Raw genomic sequence first — 13,776 nt, 5'->3', positions numbered from 1 at the left:
ATCCGCTTCTCCGCCTTCATTTTTATGGTTGAAAAAGGGCGGTCATTGTCGTATTGTAAATAACAATAAGAAATGGTAGCTTCCTGCTGTTCCACTTATTTTACCCACTTATACCCAGAATATTTTTAAGAAAAAGGAGAGGTCAAGCATGCGTGAAGACAAGTTTGCAAAAGAAGGATTAACGTTTGATGATGTACTGCTTTTACCTGCGAAATCTGATGTACTGCCCCGCGATGTATCCCTGAGGACAGAACTTTCCCCGACGCTCAAGCTGAACATGCCGATTATCAGTGCCGGTATGGACACAGTGACAGAAGCGGCGATGGCCATTGGAATGGCACGACAGGGTGGTCTTGGTGTCATTCATAAGAACATGTCCATTGAAGAGCAGGCGGAACACGTTGACCGTGTCAAACGCTCCGAAAGCGGCGTCATCACGAATCCGTTCTTTTTAACTCCCGAGCACCAGGTGTTTGATGCCGAGCATTTGATGGGCAAATTCAGGATTTCCGGTGTTCCGATTGTGAACAATGAAGAAGAGCAGAAGCTTGTCGGCATTTTGACAAACCGTGACCTCCGTTTTATTGAAGACTATTCCATTCAGATCCAGGAAGTGATGACGAGCGAAAACCTTGTCACAGCTCCTGTGGGGACAACACTCGATGAAGCTGAAAAGATTCTTCAGAAATATAAGATCGAGAAGCTGCCGATGGTCGATAATCAGGGCATCCTGAAAGGCCTGATTACCATCAAGGATATTGAGAAAGTGATTGAATTCCCGCAGTCGGCCAAGGATGAACAGGGACGCCTGTTGTGTGCAGCCGCTGTCGGTGTCACAGCCGATGCAATGACACGGATTGATAAGCTTGTCGAAGCGGGTGTGGACGCCCTTGTTGTCGATACAGCCCACGGCCACTCCCAGGGCGTCATCGCACAGGTGAAACGGATCCGTGACCGCCATCCACACGTCAACATTATCGCTGGAAACGTGGCGACTCCTGATGCCACCCGCGAACTGATTGAAGCAGGAGCGGATGTGGTTAAAGTCGGTATCGGACCTGGATCCATCTGTACAACTCGTGTTGTCGCCGGTGTCGGCGTGCCGCAGATTACAGCGGTATATGACTGTGCGAGAGAAGCGGCGGAACTTGGTAAGCCGATCATTGCCGACGGCGGCATTAAATATTCCGGTGACATCGTCAAAGCGCTTGCTGCCGGTGGACATGCGGTTATGCTCGGCAGCCTGCTTGCCGGGGTATCCGAAAGCCCTGGAGAAACGGAAATCTTCCAGGGACGCCGTTTCAAAGTATACCGCGGCATGGGTTCCGTCGGTGCGATGGAGTCGGGATCCAAGGACCGTTATTTCCAGAACGAATCGGAATCGAAAAAGCTTGTACCAGAAGGCATTGAAGGCCGGATGCCTTATAAAGGACCTCTTGCGGACAGCATCCACCAGCTGCTCGGCGGTCTCCGTTCTGGTATGGGGTACTGTGGAACACCGGACCTTGATTCACTGAGGTCGGACAGCCAGTTCACACGCATCACAGGAGCGGGACTCAGAGAGAGCCATCCTCACGATGTCCAGATCACAAAAGAATCGCCGAACTACTCCGTTTGACCTAGATAGACAGGGACTATTCCCTGTCTATTCTTTTATATACGCATGTGATAAAATAACAGGGATGCATAATTTAAGGGTGGAGGTAGAGAAAGTGACACAAAGATTTAAAACATCTATCGCCTTAATCATGTCCTTGTTGATCGGGATTTTCGCTGTAAGTGCCAATCCCGGACATACATACGCAAGCGTAGATGTTGGGGCAAAATCAGCGATACTTGTAGATGCAGAAAGCGGGAAAATTTTGTTTGAGAAAGAAGCGGATTTGACACTGCCGCCGGCCAGTATGACGAAGATGATGACCGAATATCTCGTCATGGAGGCTGTGGAAGAGGGGAAAATCAGCTGGGATCAGAAGACCCCTGTCAGTCAGTATGCTTTTGATATATCAGCCAATCCGGAATTTTCCGGTGTCGGCTTACGTTTAGATGAACAATACACGGTTCGTGAGCTTTATGAAGCGATGGCGATCAACTCGGATAACGCAACGACGATTGCGCTTGCTGAACTGGTAGCTGGAACCGAAGGCGAATTCGTCAAAATGATGAATGCCAAGGCAGAGGAAATGGGACTGCCGGATTATGAGTTTGTCAATGCCACTGGGTTGAACAATAACCATCTGGGGGACAACTATCCTGAAGGCACCGATCCGGATGCCACCAATATGATGTCGGCCAAGTCGGCGGCTCTGCTGGCTTATCATTTAACGAATGACTATCCGGAAGCGCTGGAGGTTTCCAGCAAGCCTACATTGGAATTCGCCGATCAGACGGTGACCAACTGGAACTGGATGCTTCCTGGTATGCCGGGGCAGAACTTGAAGCAGTTTGAATATGAAGGTATGGACGGCTTGAAGACCGGTTACACAGAACTTGCCGGCAACACATTTACAGGTACGGCTGAGCGTGACGGCCAGCGGTTCATCTCTGTTGTGATGAAATCGGAATCACGTTCCTCCCGTTTCAATCAGACACGGACGCTTCTTGATTACGGATTCAACCAGTTTACAAGGCAGGAGCTTCTGGCTGCCGGTGAAACGGTTGAGGATCAGGATTCTCTTTCTGTGACGAAAGGAAAAGAAGATGCTGTTGCGATTGAGACGAGTGAAGCTTTGAGCACCCTTTTAAAGAGCGGCGAACAAGAAGAATATGAGGTGGAGTTTGTCATCTCTGAAGATCAGCTCAACGAAGACGGCGAGCTTGTGGCGCCTGTTGAGAAAGGTCAGAAAATCGGAACAGCCAAGCTTGTCTACACAGGGGACGAAAGTTACGGAAACCTTGTGAAGGAAGAAGGGCAGACGGTTGATATCGTCACTTCGGAAGCGGTGGAGAAAGCCAACTGGTTCATGCTGATGCTTGGTGGCATCGGTGAATTCTTCAGTGATATCTTCACAGGAGCCGTCGATATGGTGAAAGGCTGGTTCTAACGGTAAAATCCCTATTTAATGAGTGGGAATTAAGGCTGAGATGCGATACAATAGAGAGTAAGAATCTATGATTCAAAAATAAATGCTTGAACGATATAGCTGTTAGGGAGGAAATTAACATGTCACAAACAGGTACTGATCGCGTAAAACGTGGAATGGCTGAAATGCAGAAAGGCGGCGTCATCATGGACGTTGTCAATGCAGAGCAGGCGAAGATTGCAGAAGAAGCAGGTGCGGTGGCGGTTATGGCCCTTGAGCGTGTTCCAGCCGACATTCGTGCGGCCGGCGGCGTAGCTCGTATGGCTGACCCGACAATTGTTGAAGAAGTGATGAATGCTGTATCCATCCCTGTCATGGCCAAAGCACGTATCGGCCACATTGCAGAAGCCCGTGTACTTGAAGCGATGGGTGTCGACTACATCGATGAAAGTGAAGTACTGACACCAGCTGATGAAATCTACCACATCAAAAAAGATGATTACACAGTTCCATTTGTTTGCGGATGCCGTAACATCGGTGAGGCGACACGCCGTATCCGTGAAGGCGCATCTATGCTTCGTACAAAAGGTGAGCCGGGAACAGGAAACATCGTGGAAGCTGTCCGTCATATGCGTCAGATCCAATCAGAAATCCGTCACCTTCAAAGCCTTGCGGAAGACGAAGTGATGGTCTTTGCCAAGGAAAACGGTGCACCATTCGACCTTCTTATGGAGATCCGTGAAGAAGGCCGCCTTCCTGTCGTCAACTTCGCTGCAGGCGGAATTGCGACACCAGCTGATGCTGCGCTTATGATGCAGCTTGGTGCGGACGGCGTATTCGTCGGTTCCGGTATCTTCAAGTCCAACAACCCTGCTCAGTTTGCCCGTGCGATTGTAGAAGCTACGACTCACTACGACGATTACAAACTGATCGGCGAGTTGTCCAAAGGACTTGGAACAGCGATGAAAGGCATGGAAATGTCCACGCTTACTCCTGATCAGCGTATGCAGGAGCGCAGTCAGTAAGAAAAGGAGAATGCAGCATGACTACTATCGGTGTATTAGGTCTGCAGGGAGCTTTTCGTGAGCACATCCGCTCTGTGGAAGCCTCTGGTGCCACCGGCGTTGTTGTTAAGAAAAAAGAACAGCTGGAAGACATTGACGGACTGATTATTCCCGGCGGTGAAAGCACAGCGATCCGCCGCTTGATTGATAAGTATGACTTCCTTGAACCGATTCGTGAATTCGGAAAGCAGGGGAAGCCGATCTTCGGTACGTGTGCAGGGTTGATCCTGCTTGCCTCTGAAATTGACGGCTCGTATGATGTCCATCTCGGACTGATGGATATCAAAGTCCGCCGTAATGCATTCGGCAGACAAAGGGAAAGCTTTGAAGCCGACCTGGATATCGACGGAGTCGCCGATCAGTTTACAGCTGTGTTCATTCGAGCTCCTTATATCGAGGGAGTAGGGGAAGAGACGAAGGTACTGGCCCGCTATGATGGTCATATTGTGGCTGCTCAGCAGGATCACTACCTCGCCTGTTCCTTCCACCCTGAACTGACAGATGACCACCGTTTAGTTTTACATTTTGTAAAAATGGTGGAGCATTCCCGAAAAAGCCTTGCAATGTAAGGTGAATTCAGCTAATCTAAGATCACTAAATAAGAATGAACGCGATGACAGGACATAGTAGCATGTTCCTCTTCCCCCAGAGAGTCAGTGGCAGGTGAAAACTGACGGAAGAGCCATGTGAATCCATCCTTGAGTGTCCGGCTGATAACGCCGGACCGGCCCCTCACCGTTATGAGTCGAGCCGGAAGGTCCTGAACCTTCAACCTGGGTGGTATCGCGGGAAGCATAAACAAAGCTCTCGTCCCTTATATGGGACGGGAGTTTTTTTATATGAAAAAAAGGAGGACATACACATGTTGGATATGAAATTTTTACGACAGAACTTTGATGAAGTGAAAGCAAAGCTGGAGAAGCGGGGCGAAGACCTGTCTGATTTAGACGCCTTTGGTGAACTCGACAGCCGCCGTCGTGAGCTGATTCAGGAGACTGAGGAGCTGAAAGCGCGCCGTAATGACGTTTCCAAGGAAATCTCCCAGCTGAAGAAAAACAAAGGGGACGCCGATGACAAGATTACAGAAATGCGCGAAGTCGGTGACCGTATCAAAACGCTCGACACAGAGCTGAAGGTAGTGGAAGAGAAGCTGGAAACGCTCCTCTTATCCATTCCGAACATCCCTCATGAAAGCGTACCTGTCGGAGAGGATGAAGAGGATAACATCGAAGCCCGCCGCTCTGGAGAAACGCCTGTTTTCGATTTTGAAGCGAAACCCCACTGGGATATCGCCACAGACCTTGGCATTCTCGACTTTGAACGCGCAGGAAAAGTAACCGGCAGCCGGTTTGTCTTTTATAAAGGCATCGGTGCCCGCCTGGAGCGTGCGCTTCTGAACTTCATGATGGACCTGCATGCCGATGATCACGGCTATCAGGAAATGCTGCCCCCACAGATGGTCAACCGTACATCTATGACAGGAACGGGCCAGCTGCCGAAATTCGAAGAAGACGCCTTTAAGATTGAAGACTGGGATTACTTCCTTGTCCCGACCGCAGAGGTGCCTGTAACGAACTACTACAGAGAAGAGATTCTGTCCAGCGAGGACCTGCCGCAGAAATTTGTCGCCTTCAGCACCAACTTCCGTTCTGAAGCCGGCTCTGCCGGACGTGACACGCGCGGACTCATCCGTCAGCACCAGTTCAACAAAGTCGAACTTGTCCAGCTGGCCAAACCTGAGGAATCCTACCATGTGCTTGAAGAATTGACAGGGCATGCTGAAAAAGTCCTTCAGCTGTTGAAGCTTCCCTACCGCGTCATGAGCATGTGTACCGGTGATCTTGGGTTTACAGCCGCTAAGAAATACGACATCGAAGTATGGATCCCGAGCCAGGAAACCTACCGGGAAATCAGCTCCTGCTCCAACTTCGAGGATTTCCAGGCGCGTCGTGCCGGTATCCGTTTCCGCCGTGAAGAAAAAGGGCGCCCGGAATTTGTCCATACGCTGAACGGTTCCGGCCTTGCGATCGGCCGTACCGTCGCCGCTATTCTGGAGAACTATCAGCAGGCGGACGGTACCGTCGTTGTACCAGAAGTTCTCCGCCCATATATGGGTGGAAAAGAAGTCATCCGATAAAACAGCAGAAGAGCGGCGGGAGTGCCTCCACGCCGCTCTTTATTATAGGCAGACGCAGGTTTGACTGCAGCGCCGGGGCTTTGTATAATAACGAGGTGGAATCACCCGGATCCTTTCGACAAATTTTTATAAAAAATTCACGGAGAGTGTTGACGGTCACTACAGGCCGTGATAATATATTACTTGTCGGTCACACGGAGGAGTACCCAAGTTTGGCTGAAGGGAGCGGTCTTGAAAACCGCCAGGGGGTTTACGCCCCGCGGGGGTTCGAATCCCTCCTCCTCCGCCATTTTATTTATAACAATCGCGCATAAATATTGGAGATTTATAGAACAGAAATCGTTACTACGTGTAACGATTTTTTTTTGCCCAAATGATGCTGATATAAAAAAACACCCTGCCTGGATCCGGCAGAGTGCTGATGTTTATAGAGAATGCCCCCGGCAGGATTCGAACCTGCGGCACACGGTTTAGGAAACCGATGCTCTATCCCCTGAGCTACGGGGGCCTGTGAAGCGTACGAGTCATATTATACTAAAGAATCCAGAGATTGCAAAGGAATCCTTTTGCTGAAAATGCATCTCCCCCTGTTACTTCCGACAGGTGGATGTGATAAAATGATACCTGTCTGTCAAAAAGGATCGTTTTTTGTAGTCGAAAAAGAACAAGGGTAGGCCGCTGAACGGCTGATCCCGCTTGAATAGAGTTTGAAGGAGGAACAGCGATGGGAGATCTACCTTTCATTTCCGTTGAAGGGCCCATTGGGGTGGGGAAAACGTCTCTGTCTAAAAAGCTCGCCTCCCAGTTTGATTTTCACTTGTTAAAGGAAATCGTTGAGGAGAACCCGTTTTTAGGCAAGTTTTATGACAATATTGAAGAATGGAGCTTCCAGACGGAAATGTTTTTCCTTTGCAATCGTTTCAAGCAGCTGGAAGACATTGAACGTAAATATCTGCAAGCTGGCAAGCCTGTTGTAGCGGATTATCATATTTCAAAAAATATGATATTCGCCCGTCGAACCCTTAGAGAAGAACAATTTGATAAATACGCACAGATTTTTGATATATTAACACATGATATGCCTAAACCGAATATGGTCGTTTATCTTCATGCGAGCCTAGATACACTAATGGACCGCATCCGTATGCGGAACCGTGATGTGGAGGCCAATATTCAGCCCGCTTATCTTGAACAGCTTTCCCAGGATTATGAGGATTTCATGAGCCATTTTGAAGCCTCGCATCCAGACATCCCTGTGATCCGCCTCAATGGGGATCATTTGGATTTCGTAAAGCATCAGGACGATTTAAACTACATTGTTGCTCAAGTTGAACAGCATTTAAATAAAGGAGAAGTTATCAAATGAATGCACGTGAACGCTACGGTATTCCACATGATAGTGTCATCACGATTGCCGGAACCGTCGGCGTCGGAAAATCTACGATGACGAATGCGATTGCGGATGCTCTCAAATTCCGGACATCTTTTGAAAAAGTGGAGACCAATCCGTATCTTGATAAATTTTACCAGGATTTTGAACGCTGGAGTTTCCACCTGCAGATTTATTTCCTGGCTGAACGCTTCAAGGAGCAGAAGAAAATCTTCGAATACGGGGGCGGATTCATCCAGGACCGTTCCATTTATGAAGATACCGGCATCTTTGCCCGTATGCACTATGAAAAAGGAACGATGTCAGGAACGGATTATGAAACGTACCGTAATCTGTTCGATGCCATGGTCATGACACCCTATTTCCCTCATCCTGACCTTCTTATTTATCTGGAAGGTTCCTTCGATGATGTTCTCGGCCGTATTAAAGAGCGTGGACGTCCGATGGAACAGGAAACACCTGTCGAATACTGGGAGGAAATGTTCAACCGTTATGACAACTGGATCGACAACTTCAACTCCTGCCCTGTGCTGCGCCTGAACATTGCGGACTATGATGTCCTCAATGACGAAAACAGCATTGAGCCGGTCCTTGAAAAAATCGGTCACTTTATCCAGCAGTCCCGTAAATGGCGTTCCAGCCGTCTGCTGACGTAACATGGGTATAAATGAAAAAAACCGGTACGATGATCACCGCTGATCATCGTACCGGTTTTTTATGTTTTCTTTAAATAATCGTGGATCATTTTCCGGTGGCTGCCGACCATCGAGGCAGGAAGCTTATCGGGCGGCGTAAACTTAAACTGCAGTGACTCTCTCGGGTCCATGCGGTAATCCCCGGAGTATGTATCCGTATCATAAGCCGTTGTGACAACGTAAAATTCATCGCCGTTATCAGCCCGGATAAATTGGTCTGCCCCGGAGTACACATTGAATAGGTTCAGCTTGTCGACCGTCAGCCCCGTTTCCTCCCACACTTCCCGTTTGGCTGTCTCTTCTGTGCTTTCCCCGAGTTCCATCAATCCCCCGGGCAGCCCCCAGACGCCGTGCGGGGAGGTTCGCTGCTGCAGAAGGATGCGCCCCTGGTCATCCACGATCACGACGACAGCCCCGACGAAGATCAACGGCCGGTGACCGACAAGAGCCCTTAAATCTTCTACATATCCCATATGGCTGTTCTCCTTTCGAACCGTTAATCAGCGAGTCCTGTTGTTTCCTTTACATAGGTGTCCTCTTCAAGTGCGTGAAGCAGAAAATGGGCCACATCTCCTCTCGAAATGCTTCTGCCATCCTGCGGCACCGTTTCGGACGTCCGGTAGTTCCCTGTGACAGGTCCATCCAGGAGGCGCATCGGACGGGCAATCGTATAATCCATATCCGCTGCTATGATCGCATTGACCGCCCGGCGGTGATCGTGCAGGACGTTTTTCAAAATCATCCGGCTCATCCATCCGGTCAGTCCGGGAATTTCATTGTACAGCCCGGCAGAGGCGACGTACAGCAACCGCTTGATGTTATGCTGCGCGGAAGCGGTCAGGATGTTTTCCGTCATAATGGTCAGGGTGCTGCGGTCTTTTAACGATTCTGAACCGAGACAGGAGACAATGGCCTCCTGTCCGAGGACGGCCTGACACACATCCTCCTCATTCCTTGCGTCCCCTTGTACCCTATTCAAACGTTCATGATTTATACCGAGCTTATGGGGATTCCTCAGAAAAGCGGTAACGTCATGGCCGGATTCCAGGGCCTGTTCGACAAAGGCCTTTCCTGTTCCACCGGTAGAACCAAAAACAACAATTTTCATGATCTCACCTCATTGATATATTTTAGAAACGCCCATTCAGGAAGAATGATGCCTGAAAAAATTGATTTTCCGTCTGCTCCATGTCTGCAGCCAGTATACGGCACTGAATCCGAGCGCGATAATTGTAAGCACCCAAAGGAGAGCTTCCTCCATCCGTCCGGATTCGACGGCAAAGTAGATGGCAAGAGGAATGGTGTCGGTTTCTCCCGGAATATAGCCGGCCACCATCAACGTCGCTCCGAATTCTCCGAGAGAACGGGCGAATGCCATGACAAGACCGGCAAGCAGTCCCGGCCAGGCCAGCGGCAGCGCGATCGTGAAGAAGACCTTTCCTCTGGAAGCACCAAGATTATGAGCGGCATTTTCCAGCTGTGTATCATAGTTTTGAAAAGCAGCCGCCGCACTTTGATACATCAGCGGGAATGAGACGACGGCGGAAGCGATGACAGCTCCTGTCCAGCTGAACACCACCTGCAGGTCAAACCAGTGCATCAATATCCGCCCAGCCCAGCCATTCCTGCCGAACGCATATAGTAGACAAAAGCCAATGACGGTCGGCGGGAGGACAAGAGGCAGAAGAAATAGTGATTCCAGCAGACTTTTCCCGGGAAATATTTTCCGGGAAATCAATCGTGCTGCAAGCGTCCCGGATATGAAAACGATGATGGTGGCGATGGCTGCTACTTTTAAGGAGAGGAAGAGAGGACTGATGCTCATCATTTGTTCGTTTCATCTCCTATAGCGGTAAAACCGTAGTTTTCTAAAGTTTTACCGGCTGCTTCTGTAGACAGGAAGGTTATAAAGTCAGAGGCAGCCTCCTCAGTCCGGCTTTTTGTGATGACTGCGGCGGGATAAATGATCGATTCGTGTAAAGAAGGGTCGACTTCTGCGGTGACGTGTACCTTATCGGATGTGAAGGCATCACTGGCATAGACGACACCATAGTCCGCGTCGCCGGATTCTACATAAGTGAGCACCTGCCGGACATCTCCGGCAAAGACCATCTGATCCTCCATCTGATCCCAAAGGTGAATCGTTTCCAACGCCTGTTTCGTATATGTACCAGCAGGGACGCTGTCGGGATTACCGATGGCTGTTGTTTGATCTTCGGCCGCACTTTTCAATGCCTCCAGGGAGCCTGCCGCTGCGTGTTCATGATGACTGATAACGACGAGCCGGTTTTCCGCAAAGGTTTCCATCTGCGCGTCATCTGTGTATCCACGTTCTTTTAAGTAGGTCGTCCATCGGGTATCGGCGGATAGAAAAACGTCGACGGGAGCCCCCTGCTCAATCTGACGTGCCAATTTACCGGAACTTCCTAATAATAAGGTCACATCGACGTTACAGGCCTCTTCATAGGAAGGAACGATTTCCTCCATGACATCTGTTAAACTGGCTGCAGCAGCAATGGTCACGGTCGGTTTTTCACTGGCATTCGCGCATCCGGCTGAAAAGAAGAGAAGGAATACGGAAGCGGCCCATATGCTTTTTTTCATAAACAGCCTCCTTTCGGCCTTTGTTGATTCGGTGACAGGGCAGAAAAACATCCATGAAAAAGAAAGGTTGAATACAATGAAACTCCAAATCATCACCGCGCTGGTTCTGGCGCTTTTGTTGACCCAGCTTCCCGTTGCCGGGAAATATTTTGCAGTCTTGAATACTATGATACATGAAACCGGTCATTCTCTCACAGCTTTATTGACAGGTGGGGAAGTGAGACATATCTCTTTATTCCCGAATACGTCCGGTGTTACGCTGACCGGTCATAGTTCGTGGCTGAGCCATGTGGTGACAAGCCTTTCGGGATATATAGCGGCTTCCTTCACAGCTTTTGTTTTTTTCTATTTCATCAGTAAGGGATACTGGTCCTGGGTGATATACATCCTCCTTGCCTTCCTTGCTGTGAACCTGCTTTTCTGGGTGCGGAATATCTATGGAGTGTTCTGGATTGTGACCTTTGGTGCCGGTTTTATCTGGCTGCTCCGGACAGGGCATGACACGATTGTGCAGTATGTCCTTCTTCTGCTCGCCTCCCTCGTTCTTGTCGAGTCTGTAACCAGTGCGTTTGAAATTATGTGGATCAGCTTCGTGTCGCCGGGGCAGGCCGGTGATGCCGCCAATCTGGCCCGTGCCTTCCGGATCATCCCATCTCCGGTATGGGGCGTGCTGTTCTTTCTTCAGGCTGTCTATTTTGCTTTTCTTTCCCTGAAGCGTGTCTTTACTTTTTGAAAATGTGCAGACACCTGGGGAATTCTTTCAAAATCCGCACCTGCCCTGTCTTTCCTTATCCGCCTGAATAAGGTAATAAGGTAGGAAAGAGAGGAGGGGAAGAAATGAGCGGAGGATACGGCGGTGGTTTCGCACTGTTGGTTGTTTTGTTCATCCTTTTGATCATTATCGGTGCTTCTTACATGGGCGGCCGTGGATACGGTTATTAAATAGACAGCGGGATTTTTTCCCGCTCTTACATATTTGTAGTTTGTGAAAGGTACGGGAAGGGTAAAACGAACTATAAAAAAAGGACGGGGGAGTCCAACTATGGATTTAAAGGAACAACTGCTGACGGAAGGATACAACCAGATTGATATTCTTCTTGTCCGTGAAGGAGAAGATCAGACGACCGTACCGGGAATCACGCTTCATAAGGTCACAGATCTGGAGTACAAGCTGTACCTGGACCCGGAAACGATTACGTATCACCTGGATGAAGAGCATCCTTATTTTCAAGGAGATCAAAAAGTGGAAACAGGAGAAATGAAGCAGGTGAAGGGATATATTCTAGAATGGTGAAGCCTTGATGTTCAAGGCTTTTTTATATGGTCCGCTGAAAACTTAACACATTCTGTCGTTTAATTGAGGAAACAAAGTGGAACGAAGGAGACAAAAGCATGGAGGAGGATCATCAATGAAGGAACATCAATTATACATTAATGGTGAATATACACAGTCACATGGATCAGAGTGGATTGACGTCGTTAATCCAGCCACAGAGGAAGTCATCTCCCGTATTCCAAAAGGGACGGAGGAGGATGTGAACAAAGCAGTGGAAGCAGCAGCAGCTGCGCAGAAGGGCTGGGAACTGACTCCGAATATCGAGCGCGGTAAAATCGTCCGGCGCCTTGGAGATAAAATTGAAGAAAACCGTGACCGGTTCATTGATCTCCTTCAGGAAGAGCAGGGGAAAGATTATGAGCTGGCCAGCGGAGAAATAGATCTCGCGATTGATTATTTCCGGTATATGTCGGAATGGGCCCGCCGCATTGAAGGGGAAATTGTCCCAAGTGATCGTGCAAACGAAAATATATTCATTTATAAAAAGCCGATTGGTGTCGTAGCCGGAATTGTTCCATGGAATTTCCCGATGTTTATTCTGGCAAGAAAAGTAGCGACAGCGCTTGTTACCGGCTGTACACTCGTCTTGAAACCAAGTCAGCAGACACCGAATACAGCTGTCGAATTCACGAAAATTATCGACAGCATGGAGGAAATTCCTAAAGGGGTCTACAACCTTGTCACAGGAACAGGCTCTGAGATCGGCAATACCCTTGCCAAGCATAAAGATGTCCACATGATTACGATGACGGGAAGTGTGGGAGCCGGAACGAAAGTCATGGAAGCGGCTGCTCAGAATATTACGAAGGTCAACCTTGAACTCGGCGGTAAAGCGCCGGCTATCGTAACAGCCAGCGCAGATCTGGATGTAGCGGCGGAAAACATAACGACTTCCCGTTTAGCCAATAATGGACAGGCGTGTACGAACGCCGAGCGTGTTTATGTACACGAAAGTGTCGCAGAAGAACTGATCAGCAAGCTGCGTCATAACTTCGAAAATAAAACACTCGGTAACCCGCGTGAAAATAAACAAGCCGATGTTGGTCCGCTCGTCAGTATGGACCGCATCGAAGAAGTGGAATCCATGGTCAAAGAGGCTGTGGATGATGGTGCCCACATTGAAATTGGCGGGGAACGCGCAGACATGGACAAAGGGTTCTTCTATAAGCCGACCATTTTGACGAATGTCACCCATGATATGAACATTATGCATGAAGAGATTTTCGGTCCGGTCATCCCGATTTCCACATTCAAGACGCTGGATGAAGCGATTGAAAAAGGAAATGACACGGAATACGGTCTTTCCTCTTCTGTTTATACGGAAGATATGAATGAAGCGATGCGTGTCGTGAACGAGCTGAAGTTCGGGGAGACATTTGTGAACCGTGAAAACTTCGAAGCTGTTCAAGGCTATCATGCGGGTATGAAGAAATCCGGCCTCGGTGGTGCCGATGGTAAACACGGCATGGAAGACTTCCTCGTAACCCAGGTCGTCTATATGCAGTATAAAAACGATAAACAGTAAAC

15 protein-coding genes, 2 tRNA genes and 1 other annotated feature are annotated in these 13,776 nt (G+C 49.0%); of the genes, 12 read left to right on the top strand and 5 right to left on the bottom strand.

Annotated elements, in window-relative coordinates; translation table 11 throughout:
* Window positions 1–148 precede the first annotated feature (148 nt).
* The 6 genes from guaB (at window position 149) to H615_RS0114630 (ending at window position 6,513) form a co-directional block, all read left to right on the top strand.
* Complete coding sequence (guaB, locus tag H615_RS0114655) at window positions 149–1,618, top strand: IMP dehydrogenase (RefSeq protein ID WP_027955850.1); 1,470 nt, start codon at window positions 149–151, stop codon at window positions 1,616–1,618.
* A gap of 94 nt (window positions 1,619–1,712) precedes the next feature.
* A complete protein-coding gene (locus tag H615_RS0114650; protein WP_027955849.1) occupies window positions 1,713–3,044 on the top strand; it encodes a serine hydrolase in 1,332 nt (443 codons plus the stop codon).
* A gap of 119 nt (window positions 3,045–3,163) precedes the next feature.
* On the top strand, window positions 3,164–4,048 hold the full coding sequence (pdxS, locus tag H615_RS0114645) for a pyridoxal 5'-phosphate synthase lyase subunit PdxS (protein ID WP_027955848.1): 885 nt from the start codon (window positions 3,164–3,166) through the stop codon (window positions 4,046–4,048).
* Window positions 4,049–4,065: 17 nt separating this feature from the next.
* Complete coding sequence (gene pdxT, locus H615_RS0114640; protein WP_027955847.1) at window positions 4,066–4,656, top strand: pyridoxal 5'-phosphate synthase glutaminase subunit PdxT; 591 nt, start codon at window positions 4,066–4,068, stop codon at window positions 4,654–4,656.
* Window positions 4,657–4,691: 35 nt separating this feature from the next.
* Window positions 4,692–4,905, top strand: a binding site (T-box leader).
* A gap of 44 nt (window positions 4,906–4,949) precedes the next feature.
* Window positions 4,950–6,224, top strand: coding sequence for a serine--tRNA ligase (gene serS / locus H615_RS0114635; protein WP_027955846.1), 1,275 nt, complete (start codon window positions 4,950–4,952; stop codon window positions 6,222–6,224).
* A 196-nt stretch (window positions 6,225–6,420) separates the two neighbouring features.
* Window positions 6,421–6,513: transfer RNA gene (locus tag H615_RS0114630), tRNA-Ser, on the top strand.
* Window positions 6,514–6,659: 146 nt separating this feature from the next.
* Here H615_RS0114630 and H615_RS0114625 read toward each other — a convergent pair.
* A tRNA-Arg gene (locus H615_RS0114625) sits at window positions 6,660–6,732 on the bottom strand.
* 216 nt (window positions 6,733–6,948) lie between these two features.
* On the opposite strand from H615_RS0114625, the gene H615_RS0114620 reads away from it, so the two are divergent.
* Together H615_RS0114620 and H615_RS0114615 are read left to right on the top strand one after the other, a co-directional pair.
* Window positions 6,949–7,590: a deoxynucleoside kinase gene (locus tag H615_RS0114620; protein ID WP_027955845.1), complete on the top strand. Its 642-nt coding sequence runs from the start codon at window positions 6,949–6,951 to the stop codon at window positions 7,588–7,590.
* Window positions 7,587–8,270, top strand: coding sequence for a deoxynucleoside kinase (locus H615_RS0114615; protein ID WP_027955844.1), 684 nt, complete (start codon window positions 7,587–7,589; stop codon window positions 8,268–8,270). Before H615_RS0114620 ends, H615_RS0114615 begins: the two co-directional genes overlap by 4 nt.
* Before the next feature lie 59 nt (window positions 8,271–8,329).
* Here H615_RS0114615 and H615_RS0114610 read toward each other — a convergent pair whose 3' ends face one another.
* From H615_RS0114610 to modA, 4 genes are read right to left on the bottom strand one after another with little or no spacing between them, the layout of a single operon-like run.
* Window positions 8,330–8,782: an NUDIX hydrolase gene (locus tag H615_RS0114610; RefSeq protein ID WP_027955843.1), complete on the bottom strand. Its 453-nt coding sequence runs from the start codon at window positions 8,780–8,782 to the stop codon at window positions 8,330–8,332.
* A gap of 23 nt (window positions 8,783–8,805) precedes the next feature.
* Window positions 8,806–9,417: an NAD(P)-dependent oxidoreductase gene (locus H615_RS0114605; RefSeq protein ID WP_027955842.1), complete on the bottom strand. Its 612-nt coding sequence runs from the start codon at window positions 9,415–9,417 to the stop codon at window positions 8,806–8,808.
* Between the two features lie 36 nt (window positions 9,418–9,453).
* A complete protein-coding gene (gene modB, locus H615_RS0114600; RefSeq protein WP_027955841.1) occupies window positions 9,454–10,134 on the bottom strand; it encodes a molybdate ABC transporter permease subunit in 681 nt (226 codons plus the stop codon).
* A complete protein-coding gene (modA, locus tag H615_RS0114595; RefSeq protein ID WP_027955840.1) occupies window positions 10,134–10,913 on the bottom strand; it encodes a molybdate ABC transporter substrate-binding protein in 780 nt (259 codons plus the stop codon). Before modA ends, modB begins: the two co-directional genes overlap by 1 nt.
* A 76-nt stretch (window positions 10,914–10,989) precedes the next feature.
* Here modA and H615_RS0114590 point away from each other — a divergent pair, with 76 nt between their 5' ends.
* From H615_RS0114590 to aldA, 4 genes are all read left to right on the top strand, one after another.
* Window positions 10,990–11,646, top strand: a complete 657-nt coding sequence (locus H615_RS0114590; RefSeq protein ID WP_035532375.1) for a M50 family metallopeptidase — start codon at window positions 10,990–10,992, stop codon at window positions 11,644–11,646.
* A gap of 104 nt (window positions 11,647–11,750) precedes the next feature.
* Window positions 11,751–11,855, top strand: coding sequence for a YjcZ family sporulation protein (locus H615_RS22130; protein ID WP_084163164.1), 105 nt, complete (start codon window positions 11,751–11,753; stop codon window positions 11,853–11,855).
* 100 nt (window positions 11,856–11,955) lie between these two features.
* The gene (locus H615_RS0114580) at window positions 11,956–12,207 is read left to right on the top strand and encodes a hypothetical protein (RefSeq protein WP_027955838.1); all 252 of its coding nucleotides are present in this window, start codon (window positions 11,956–11,958) and stop codon (window positions 12,205–12,207) included.
* Between the two features lie 115 nt (window positions 12,208–12,322).
* The gene (gene aldA, locus H615_RS0114575) at window positions 12,323–13,774 is read left to right on the top strand and encodes an aldehyde dehydrogenase (protein WP_027955837.1); all 1,452 of its coding nucleotides are present in this window, start codon (window positions 12,323–12,325) and stop codon (window positions 13,772–13,774) included.
* Window positions 13,775–13,776: the final 2 nt, after the last annotated feature.

The organism is Halobacillus kuroshimensis DSM 18393, assembly GCF_000425705.1.
In the GTDB taxonomy this organism is placed as follows: domain Bacteria; phylum Bacillota; class Bacilli; order Bacillales; family Halobacillaceae; genus Halobacillus; species Halobacillus kuroshimensis.
The sequence above is the reverse complement of the archived record's forward strand: the minus strand, read 5'-3'. Positions and strand labels throughout refer to the sequence as shown.